Genomic DNA, 11007 nt, shown 5'->3' on the forward strand with positions numbered 1-11007 from the left:
ATAAGACGGGCGACCAAAGTTATGATAGAAGGCGTGGAAGTGACAATCCTCCAAAGTATTCACCACTTTTTCAATCGTAAAGACGAGATGGTCTTGTGGCAAGAAAGAACTGATTTCTAGTGGTAAAGTTGTTTGATTTGTGTTATAGTGAATATGCATGGGATAGCCTTTCTAAATGGTTTATTGTGCAATTCTATTTTACCAAGACTATCGCAACCATGCAAAAAAGCAACGGATTTGCCGTTGCTTTTTTTGGAGATAAGGGACTATTGTCCCAGGCTCAGATCTTAGCTGACATCAACCCACTACAGTTGACAAAGAGCCCTAATAAAAAGTGTTATTCACCTTTGTTTTTTGCAATGATTTCTTCTTGGACTGACTTAGGTACATCTTCGTAGTGGTCAAATACCATCATGAAGGTACCGCGTCCTTGAGATGCTGAACGTAGAACAGTTGCGTAACCGAACATTTCAGCAAGTGGAACGTAAGCACGAACGATTTGGCTGTTACCATGTGCTTCCATACCATCAACACGTCCACGACGAGCTGTCACATGACCCATAACGTCTCCAAGGTTTTCTTCTGGAACAGTGATTGTCACAAGCATCATTGGCTCAAGGATAACGGGTTGTGCAGTCTTAGCCGCTTCTTTAAGAGCAAGTGATGCAGCCACTTTAAAGGCTGTTTCAGATGAGTCGACATCGTGGTATGAACCGTCGTAAAGTTTTGCTTTGACGTCAACGATTGGGTAACCTGCAAGAACACCGTTTGCCATTGACTCAATCAAACCTTTTTCTACCGCTGGAATAAATTCACGTGGAACGACACCACCGACGATGGCATTTTCAAACTCAAATCCTTTACCTTCTTCATTTGGCGTAAATTCAATCCAAACATCACCGAATTGACCTTTACCACCTGATTGGCGCTTGAAGAATCCACGCGCTTGAGTAGAAGCACGGAAAGTTTCGCGGTAAGATACCTGAGGCGCACCTACGTTGGCTTCAACCTTGAACTCACGGCGCATACGGTCAACAAGGACATCCAAGTGAAGCTCACCCATACCAGAGATAACCGTTTCACCAGTTTCTACGTTGGTTTCAACGCGGAATGTTGGGTCTTCTTCAGCCAATTTTTGAAGGGCGATACCCATTTTATCTTGGTCAGCTTTAGACTTAGGCTCAACCATGAGTTGGATAACGGGTTCTGGAACTTCGATTGACTCAAGGATGATTTTTGATTTTTCATCAGTCAATGAGTCACCAGTTGTTGTATCTTTCAAACCAACGGCAGCAGCAATATCTCCAGCGTAAACTGTTTCAATTTCGTTACGGCTGTTGGCGTGCATTTGCAGGATACGTCCGATACGTTCGCGTTTACCTTTAGAAGTGTTGAGTACATAAGAACCGCTGTTCAAGACACCTGAGTAGACACGGAAGAAAGTCAAACGACCTACGAATGGGTCTGTCATAATCTTGAAGGCAAGGGCTGCAAATGGTTCTTCGTCAGAAGCTGGACGAGTTTCTTCTTCGTCAGTATCTGGGTTTACACCCTTGATTGCAGGAATGTCAAGTGGGCTTGGCAGGTAGTCGATAACCGCATCAAGCATCATTTGAACACCCTTGTTTTTGAAGGCTGAACCACAAAGTACAGGGAAGAATTCAACATTGATCGTTGCACGGCGAATGCCTTCTTTTAATTCCTCTTTTGTGATTTCTTCACCTTCAAGGTATTTCATCATCAATTCTTCATCAGTTTCAGCAACAGCTTCCACCAATTTTTCACGCCATTCTTGTGCTTGTTCAAGGTATTCAGCTGGAATGTCTTCTTCAAGAATATCTGTACCAAGGTCGTTGGTGTAGATTTCAGCTTTCATCTTGATCAAGTCGATGATTCCACTGAAATCATCTTCTGCACCGATTGGCAACTGGATTGGGTGTGCATTGGCTTGAAGACGGTCATGAAGAGTGCTTACTGAGTAAAGGAAGTCAGCACCGATTTTGTCCATTTTGTTGGCAAATACGATACGAGGAACGCGGTACTCAGTCGCTTGGCGCCAAACTGTTTCTGTTTGAGGCTCTACACCTGATTGAGAGTCCAAAACGGTAACCGCACCGTCAAGAACGCGGAGAGAACGTTGTACTTCAATTGTGAAGTCCACGTGTCCTGGTGTGTCAATGATGTTGACACGGTAGTCTTTCCATTGAGCGGTTGTAGCCGCTGAAGTAATGGTGATACCACGCTCTTGTTCTTGCTCCATCCAGTCCATTTGTGAAGCACCTTCGTGTGTTTCACCGATCTTGTGGATTTTACCAGTGTAGTAAAGGATACGCTCTGTTGTAGTTGTTTTACCGGCATCGACGTGAGCCATGATACCGATGTTACGAGTTTTTTCTAGTGAAAATTCGCGAGCCATTGGGTTATTCTCCTATAATCTATAATTTTTGGAAAAAACGGATAGGCAGGGACCTACCCGTTTTGCATATTGTGCCTTGGTTGAAAATTCAAGTGATACTTAGGCGAGACGCCTTTGTAACTTGTTAATTGAACTCGCCTTAAAATCCTAGTGAAAAAGATAAATCTCCTTGAATGCCTAAACACTCATCGTCGATTCCCTATTTTCATACGAATTTCTTCACGGGCTCTGTATCTTAAATTGAACTCAGGCTAAACGCTGGGCAAAAAAGAAAGGTAGCTGTTTTAGCTTTAGCTAATTTACAGCTAAGATTACCTTTAGGTACAAATCCTCCTAGAGTCCAGAGACTCTGCGTCGTATTTCATATTTTTGCTGAACGTTTTATACGCCTTCGTATCTTATGTAGTTGAGTTCGAGCTACAAGTTTCTGACAAAAAGATGAAATTTCCTAGAAGCTGAAGCTTCGTCGTAAATTTCCCTATTTTGTCTAGAACTTGTTTAACGCTCTCACATCCTAGTCGAGTTCAGCCTAAAAGTTCGGGAAAAAAGATAAATCTTTTTGAACGTTGAAACGTTCTGCAAAGATTTCCTATTTTTCCTTGAACTTTCTTAACGGCTTCACATCCTATCCTACCAGCGGAAGTGAGCGAAGGCACGGTTAGCTTCTGCCATACGGTGAGTGTCTTCACGTTTCTTAACGGCTGCACCAGTGTTGTTTGCTGCATCCATGATTTCTTTTGCAAGGCGATCTTGCATTGTGTGTTCACCACGTTGACGAGCGATTGTTACCAACCAACGAAGTCCAAGAGTTGTACGACGTTCTGGACGAACTTCAACTGGGACTTGGTAGTTAGAACCACCGACACGGCGTGCCCGTACTTCAAGGACAGGCATGATGTTTTCCATTGCTGTTTCAAATACTTCAAGCGCATCATTTCCAGTAGCTTCTTTGATTTGTGAGAAAGCTCCGTAAACAATTGATGCTGCTGTACCACGCTTACCGTCAAGCATAACGCGGTTGATAAGACGTGTAACTAATTTTGAATTGTAAAGCGGATCTGGCAATACTTCGCGCTTAGGCGCTTGGTTTTTACGACTCATTTATCTCTCCCCTTCCTTATGCTTTTGGTTTCTTCGTACCGTATTTAGAACGGCCTTGCTTACGGTCTGTAACACCTGCTGTATCAAGCGCACCACGAACGATATGGTAACGTACCCCCGGAAGGTCTTTTACACGTCCACCACGAAGAAGCACCACGCTGTGCTCTTGCAAGTTGTGACCAATACCTGGGATGTAGGCAGTTACTTCAATCAAGTTGCTCAAACGTACACGAGCAAATTTACGAAGGGCAGAGTTTGGTTTCTTAGGCGTCATGGTTCCGACACGAGTTGCTACACCACGTTTTTGTGGTGAGTTTTCACGAGTAGGCACACGTTTCAGACTATTATAACCAACGTTTAAAGCTGGTGATTTAGATTTTTCTACTTTTGATTTACGCGGTTTGCGAACCAATTGGTTAATTGTAGGCATCTACATTTCTCCTGTATTTTTTTAATTTTGGTGATGATACACTTGGTGACAGCTATCATCTGCGTGTACTTTTGCAACATTTGTCAGCACGTCTCTGTACACTTTTGAGAGACCAAAAGTAAAAAGTACCGTCTACTATAGTACCATGTCAATGCTTGAATGTCAATAGTTTTTGAGGGTTTTTATTTAGAAACAAACGGTGCTCTAACTCTTATTTTCATCTTCTAGTTGCCTCATAAAATGGTTTTAAATTTGCAAAAGCTAAATCAAGTTGATCAAGAACCTGATTTTCTGAACTAGCACTTGCAAGTGAGACATCTTGTTTGACCAAAACCTTACGCACCTGTCCCTTAGCCAGCTGCTCTCGTAAAAGTAACCGATTGTCTTCTATCCCTTCTACTCGCTGGCTTTCACCATTTTCTTGAACAAAATAATAAACAGGTACCTTGATAGGAACTTCTAGCACTGCCGCCTGTTGTTCTAGACTATGCTCATCTTTTTTACGTTCCAAAAAGCTAACCTCAAGCGACACCCCAAATTCATTAGCATCTCCGTACAGGCGCAGGGCAAACATGGGTTGACTGATGCTTCCTTCTCCTTGCAAGTACGCCCAAAAATGAGGTCGCAAAATCTGCGCTTGATTCATCCACTGGCTGCTAGAATGAAGTTCAAGCTCTGGGTGACGCTCCTGAAAATCTTTGGCTAGTTGAGTGAATTCCTTTCGTGCTGCTTGTCCGAGAGCACGAAATTCTAACATCATATCTCGTAGATCCCCTGCCTTATCTGGTGAGATGTATTTAGTCCCACGAAACTGTAAAAAATTTTGAATTCTTTGATACATGGCTCCTCCTTGAAAAAGACTTGATTCCTGTTAGTGAACCAAGTCTTCAGCTAATCACCTATCTTTATTTTAACAGCTCAACTTATCTTAAGCAAATAAATGATGTGATTGATAATCATTTCTACTTTATCACCTCAACTACTCGTTTTCTTTACGTTTGAGCTTTAATAAGACGCCGCCAGCAAGTAAAAGAAGGGTACCAACAACCATTGGAGTGACTTGTTCGTTTGTTCCTGTATGTGGCAATGTTTTTTGTTTAAAAGCTTTTGTATGGTAGTTCACACTAAGTGTGACTGCAGAAGAAGTTTGTGGGGTAGGGTTTGGAACCTCTGGTTCAGAACTTGGTAAATCATTTAGGGTCGCTAATTGGACACCAAACACCGCATTTGATACCCAACGGTAGAAATGAACGGAATGCAGACGGTTAGTCGGATTTCCTGCGTAGATGAACAGTGGTTGGTTTTTAAATTCGCCTGTAACAGCAACTACCTTATCAGCCAGCCCTTCATATCCAGGCCACCAACCCGCAATATAAAAATTGCTTCCTGCTACACTCATTAATTTGGTAAATCCAGCTGGCACACCCTGAATCCAATTACCAGAATTAGAATAAAAGAGATCATTTGTTGCGTAGCCGCTTGCCAATGGATGTTTGTCATTAACGATCGCCTTCATCAGCCCTTCATAGTCATCACCATTTTGGAATTGTTCTGCATCGAAGCCCGGTAATACACCTAGTTCTTCTAAGCGTTGCATTGCTTCACCACCCAGTACAACTGTAGGCCTTTTACCAAGGATAGAAGCATCAAATTGTTTACTTGCGAGAACAACAATATCAGCCTGTTCAACAGAATCTACTACATCAAAGCCCATTCCTTGTAGAGCCAAGGAAGCGTCTGTCGGTGTATTGAACCCAGCCCATGAATAACTGTGAGAAGGGGAATAAATCTTCTTCAATTTCAGCGTTTGACCAACCGGTTGTTTATAAAGAGCTTCACCGTAAATGGCGTAATGAGGAAGAAGAGAGACAAAGGTTGCTGTATCAACAATATAGCCATCATCTGTTAAATACACTTTGCTACCATTTCTAATAGCTTGGTTCACAGCCATAACTGCGCTTTCAGAATTATTAGCAATAACATAGTATGGAGCCTTGTAGTCAACGTTAGTCGTCCTTGGAGCAGAGCTATGGCTCACGTCAGATAATTTATTAGCAAAAACATCTTTATTAAAGACTGCTGTTGCTTTAAATCCTCTCATTGCAGGGAAATTAACAACTAACTCGGCGTACATGGCTTCCCACTTAGATTCATTGGATCCAGAATAAAGAATATGGTTTGCGAAGCCACGCTTAGCTTGTGCCATATCAATGACAAGATCACCCTTCTTGAAATGATCTACATCTTGGGTCAGTTCTTTAACAATAACTCCGTTTCGTTTAAAGTATTCAATCATGTTAAAGGCTTGTTGCGAATTATTCTCTTTTTCAAGAGTCATCGGAATAACGTAGTAATCAGGGAAAAACTTGTCATGATTCCCTTTAGGTCGACCTACCACTTCTCCATTTGGACCAACCAGTTCCTTCTCAGCATTTGGAGACTCAACTTTATTAACGCCGCGAGAATAGAAATTTAAACGCATAGCCATAAGTTCTTTAGGAATGCTAGATAAATAATTTACACTACCAAGAACTGCGTAAAAGCCTGCTTTAAATGACTCTTCATTGGCCTCTGGAATTTCTATTGTGTGTCCTAAAATACCGTGGTAAAGTGCATAGACACCCGTATAGCCAGAAAAAGCATCATCCCAGCCTGATCCATAATCCAATTTAGGAATAATATAATGATCATATTTAGAATTTGCAACTCCAGCTCGTCCCATTTGTTTAGCATTTTCAAGAGCAAAATCGGCAAAAAGATCATACTCAAAGTTTGGATCGTGTGGAGGTGTCGCAGGTTCAATCAAGAAATCCTTTACGAATCCGTGAATATCAAGAAGTGCAATAGGATTCCACTTGTTAATCTGCTTTACAATTGCCTGAGTTTCAGGATGTACTTGATAGCCCGCATCGCGGTTAGGGTCTAAACCGTCAGCCAATGTACGAGTATTATTGACATCCCCATCTGGATTTTCTGTAAAATCAAAAAGGAAGATGAAACGCTCTAGCAATTTAGGAATATTTAACGTAGCCGTTACAGCATTCCCATCTTTATCGGTTGTACGATAAGTTATGGTATTTTTTGTAGCAAAATCTTTGAATAAACTTGTAATAATATCAATTCCAGGTTGTTCATCGGCATGAGTATTATTGATAAGGATTGGAAGTTTATAGTCTAGGTTATTATTTTGTAAAAGCTTCAATAACTGATCTGGGTGATTCAACATCATCGGAGTTGTGACATTCAAATAGCGGTCAATGCTTTCTTGGTTCTTTGCAATCACAGCCATTTTGATATCACGTTTTTCCTCACTGGTCCCAATATTTTCAATAGTCACTAAACGATCGCTAGCTGCATTTTTCTTAGTTTCTTCAATTTCAGCTAGCATTTCATCGTGAGTACGAAAACTTGCATATGGACGGAAGTTTAATGATTTAGTTAAAACAAGCGTTCCATCTTCATTAGTCCCAACAAGCTGATGTATTCCCATATAATGGCGGTAAGTCCGACGAATATTGCTTGGTGTACGACGACTAAGGTCACTACCAAAAAGTTCATTTAAGGAAATAGTTACATTAAGGTCATCTCCCACTTTTTGGCTATTGATGGTTATGAATGGGTCGCCAACAAAATCTCCCTTTTTCAGAACCCAGGTTTTCCACTCGTCAACAGATTTTCCATCCAGAGTCCAAGCTATTTTAGAAGTATCAGCATTCCCTACCGATACAGTATCTGTAATAGTAGCCTTTTCAGACATGTAAACGGTAGATTCCTTTAGTTCAACAGTTTTACTGCTGCTTACTGAGTTTGCACTCTTAACAGCATCGGCTGATACCTGCGTAGACTCTTCCGATGGTGCTGTTGGTTGAGCTTCCTTAAGAGAAGGTTCAACTGTAGTCTTCTGGGCACTCTCAACTGGACTTTCAGGCGCAGTAGGCTGCATTTTTGCAGGAGGCTCTTCAGTAGAAGGCATTTGCTCTTTCTCTTGAACCTGCACTTGCGAAGAGACTTTTGTTTCTTCAGATTGAGCTGAAAGAGCAGTCTCTGAGGTAACTGTGGTGTTTTCTACACCAGCAGAATTAGCTGGGGTCTCTGTAGTCACTTGACTATCGGCAGAAACCTGAGTTTGAGCTAGAAAAGCTAATAAGCATGCAGCTGATAAGCTAATCGCACGGTTAAAAACTTTCTTTTTCGAAGATTTTTCCATGATCTCCTGTCTCCTTTATGTTATTTTCATTATTAGTATAACATAATGTAAGCGCTTTAAACAGAGATAACCTGCATTCTTTATGTGATTTTTCTGACACTTTAATAAAAGTTTGTAAAGGGAATTGATGTCTATTTTATCTAAATTAATAAAATGATCAGTTTTAGATATAAAAATTCACTATTCAAAAGAGGCTGGGACAATAGTTCTCAGCCTCTAAAATTAGTTCGAATTATCTGCAAGACGCGGTAGCCTCTTGGCTTCTACGTTCGCCTTTACCGGCTCCGTACAAGCCTAATAGGCATCGCGGGGGTGGGACGACGAACTATTCCTTTACAAGAAGTAGTTCTGTCCCACTCCCTTAATAATAAAATTCGTCAATATCTACAACAACATAACGATTTGGCTCGTCGCTTTCTGAGTAACTCGTCACACCGTCTATTTTTGAAATGATGCGGTGAATAATCTTACGTTCATTGTTTGACATAGGGTCAGTTTTCTGAGCACGACGATCCTCTAACGCGCGATTGGCCAGCTTTTGAGCGTAGCTTTGTAGAACTTCCGCTCGATGCTCCACATAGTCATTGACATTGATGGAAATATAAAAATTACGTGTATACTGGTTGTAAATAAAATTTTGTGCAAGAAGCTGGAGCGCCTTCAAGACCTTACCATGATAACCGATCACACGCCCCGGCTCGTTGGTGTCAATTTGCATATTGATTGTACGACGATTATGACTGCTAGAAATTGTTGCTTCTACGTCCATATCATCTACAATTTTCTGAACATAGGAAGTTACACTTGAAACCACCTCTTCTGCATCATAACTTTCTTCAAGAGCGATGCCCAAATCTGAGAAATCATTAGTTGAAGCACTCGCTTCCTCTTCAAAAATAGGTGCTTCCGACTCAGTAGATTTTTGACCTTTCAAAAGTTCTGCAGTACCTGTTTCTTCTAAAATCGTTGTTGCTTTCTTTTCATTTTTAAGAATTTTAGATTTCACTTCATCGGGAATATTTTCACCAGCCTGTTCAGCTTTTTTAATCTCCGTTACTACACGACCGAGATCAACTGTTTCCTCGCTAACACTCTTAACCGGCTCATTTTGTTCATTAACTTCACGTGGTACGCCTCGTACTGCTTTTTGATTAGCTTTGGTTACTGTTGTCTCGTTGATTAATTCAATATCTACTTGGGCTGGCTTTTTACCAAACAAACCCAAGAAACCCTTTTTCTCTCGTGCAACGACTGTAATGTGTGCTTTCATACGTGGAATATCCAGCTCACGCAAACCATTTTGAATGGCTTCTTCAACACTTGCTCCTGTAAATAATACCATCTGCAAGCCTCCTTATTTTTTCTTTTTCCGTGCTTTTTTCAGAGCACGCTTTTTCTTTAATTCTTGTTCTTTTTCTGCTGCTAATTTTGCTTCACGTTCGGCAATCATTTTAAATGGATTGCTTAGGAGCAGAGTTTGGCAAACCTGATAGGCATAGGATACTGCCCAGTAAAGACCTACCCCACTGGCCACATTTAATGCGAAGAAAAAAATGACAATCGGCATGACATAGGTCATGAAATTCAGCGCACCACTTTTTTCTGGCAACCCTTTATTACTCAACCACATGCTGACAAAGGTAAAGAGAGCAGCTAGTATCGGCAAAATGTAGTAAGGGTCAGGCTCAGCAATAGTTAACCAAAAGAAATGACCCATCCGCAGAAAAGCCACTCGCGTCAAAGCTTGATAGAGAGCCATAAGAACGGGTAGCTGAATGGCCATTGGAATTAAAGTGGCGTATTGGTTGACCCCTGCTTCTTTGAAAATCCGCTGTGTTTCTTCACTGATCTTGGTTCGACTTTCTAAGTCCTTGCCCGGATATTTTTCCTGCAAAGCCTTAATTTGCGGCTGTACTTCTTGCATCTTACGCGAAGAATTAGCCTGCATTTGAAAGACTGGCAAGAGCACCGTTCGGATAAGCACTGTAAACAAGATGATCCCTACTCCTGTGCTACCGCCTACCGACAACCAACGAATGACAAGCGCAAAACCGTAGACGAATTTTTCCCAAAAATCCGATGACTGAGCGGTTACATCGCTTCGCCCGCAAGCTGCTAGAATCATCAAACCAGCCAGCGCTAGGCTACTAATTTTTAACTTCTTTTTCACTCATAATCCCTTCTTGATACATTTTTGCAACTTTCAGTGCGTGGAGTAAATTTTTTTCAAATTCTGCAAAGGTCAGATTTTCAACACCTTTTCGAGCAATGACAACAAAGTCAACTTTAGGATCAAGCTTGTCACTTTCTGCCATAACGATATGGCGAATCCACCGCTTAATTTGATTTCGCTTCACAGCATTGCCAAGTTTCTTACTGACAGAGAGACCCAATCGATAATGGGGCTGTTCCTTTTCTAGCTTGTAAATGACAAACTTACGATTTGCCGTGTTTTCCCCATTTTTAAAAACCGCAGAAAAATCTTTTTCTTTTTTTACGCGATAGTTTTTCTTCAAAACCTCACTCCGTCCACCAAAATTATAACTATTATACCAATATTTTCTGAAAAAGCCAATAGCGATAAGCTCTGACACCAAAATTCATTATAAAAAAGAAGAAAAGGTTGATTTAAGGCTCTATAATTTCTGTAGTGGGTAAAATCACTTTAGGGATTATGGAGCTTATTTTGTTGTAGAAAAAAAGTCCCATATGACCTATAATGAAAAGCGACCAAACCATCATTAGAAAGACTCATATGGAACAATTAAATTTTATCACAAACTTACTGGAAATCAAAGACCCTAACATTACGATTTTGGATGTTCTAGATGCTGGAACGCATAAAGAAATCAT

8 protein-coding genes and 1 pseudogene are annotated in these 11007 nt (G+C 41.0%); all 9 read right to left on the bottom strand.

Going from position 1 to position 11007, the window contains the following annotated elements; genetic code table 11:
• Positions 1–159: pseudogene (locus A3I3_RS11310) on the bottom strand (IS1182 family transposase); the annotation flags it as partial.
• Between the two features lie 178 nt (positions 160–337).
• Positions 338–2416 (bottom strand): elongation factor G, encoded by a 2079-nt coding sequence (fusA, locus tag A3I3_RS0107880; RefSeq protein WP_018372174.1) that lies wholly within the window; start codon positions 2414–2416, stop codon positions 338–340.
• Positions 2417–3046: 630 nt separating this feature from the next.
• Complete coding sequence (rpsG, locus tag A3I3_RS0107885; protein WP_018372175.1) at positions 3047–3517, bottom strand: 30S ribosomal protein S7; 471 nt, start codon at positions 3515–3517, stop codon at positions 3047–3049.
• A 16-nt stretch (positions 3518–3533) separates the two neighbouring features.
• Entirely contained in the window at positions 3534–3947 is a 414-nt protein-coding gene (rpsL, locus tag A3I3_RS0107890) for a 30S ribosomal protein S12 (protein ID WP_003026451.1), read from the bottom strand.
• A gap of 217 nt (positions 3948–4164) precedes the next feature.
• A complete protein-coding gene (locus tag A3I3_RS0107895; RefSeq protein ID WP_018372176.1) occupies positions 4165–4788 on the bottom strand; it encodes a hypothetical protein in 624 nt (207 codons plus the stop codon).
• 138 nt (positions 4789–4926) lie between these two features.
• Positions 4927–8154, bottom strand: coding sequence for an LPXTG cell wall anchor domain-containing protein (locus A3I3_RS0107900; RefSeq protein WP_018372177.1), 3228 nt, complete (start codon positions 8152–8154; stop codon positions 4927–4929).
• Between the two features lie 361 nt (positions 8155–8515).
• A complete protein-coding gene (gene jag / locus A3I3_RS0107905) occupies positions 8516–9496 on the bottom strand; it encodes an RNA-binding cell elongation regulator Jag/EloR (protein ID WP_018372178.1) in 981 nt (326 codons plus the stop codon).
• 12 nt (positions 9497–9508) lie between these two features.
• Positions 9509–10324 carry a YidC/Oxa1 family membrane protein insertase gene (locus A3I3_RS0107910; protein WP_018372179.1) on the bottom strand — a complete coding sequence of 272 codons (816 nt, stop codon included), beginning with the start codon at positions 10322–10324 and terminating at the stop codon, positions 9509–9511.
• Positions 10302–10670, bottom strand: a complete 369-nt coding sequence (gene rnpA, locus A3I3_RS0107915; protein WP_026129856.1) for a ribonuclease P protein component — start codon at positions 10668–10670, stop codon at positions 10302–10304. The genes A3I3_RS0107910 and rnpA overlap by 23 nt, the downstream gene beginning before the upstream one ends.
• Positions 10671–11007 lie beyond the last annotated feature (337 nt).

The sequence above is a fragment of the Streptococcus massiliensis DSM 18628 genome, from assembly GCF_000380065.1.
In the GTDB taxonomy this organism is placed as follows: Bacteria; Bacillota; Bacilli; order Lactobacillales; family Streptococcaceae; genus Streptococcus; species Streptococcus massiliensis.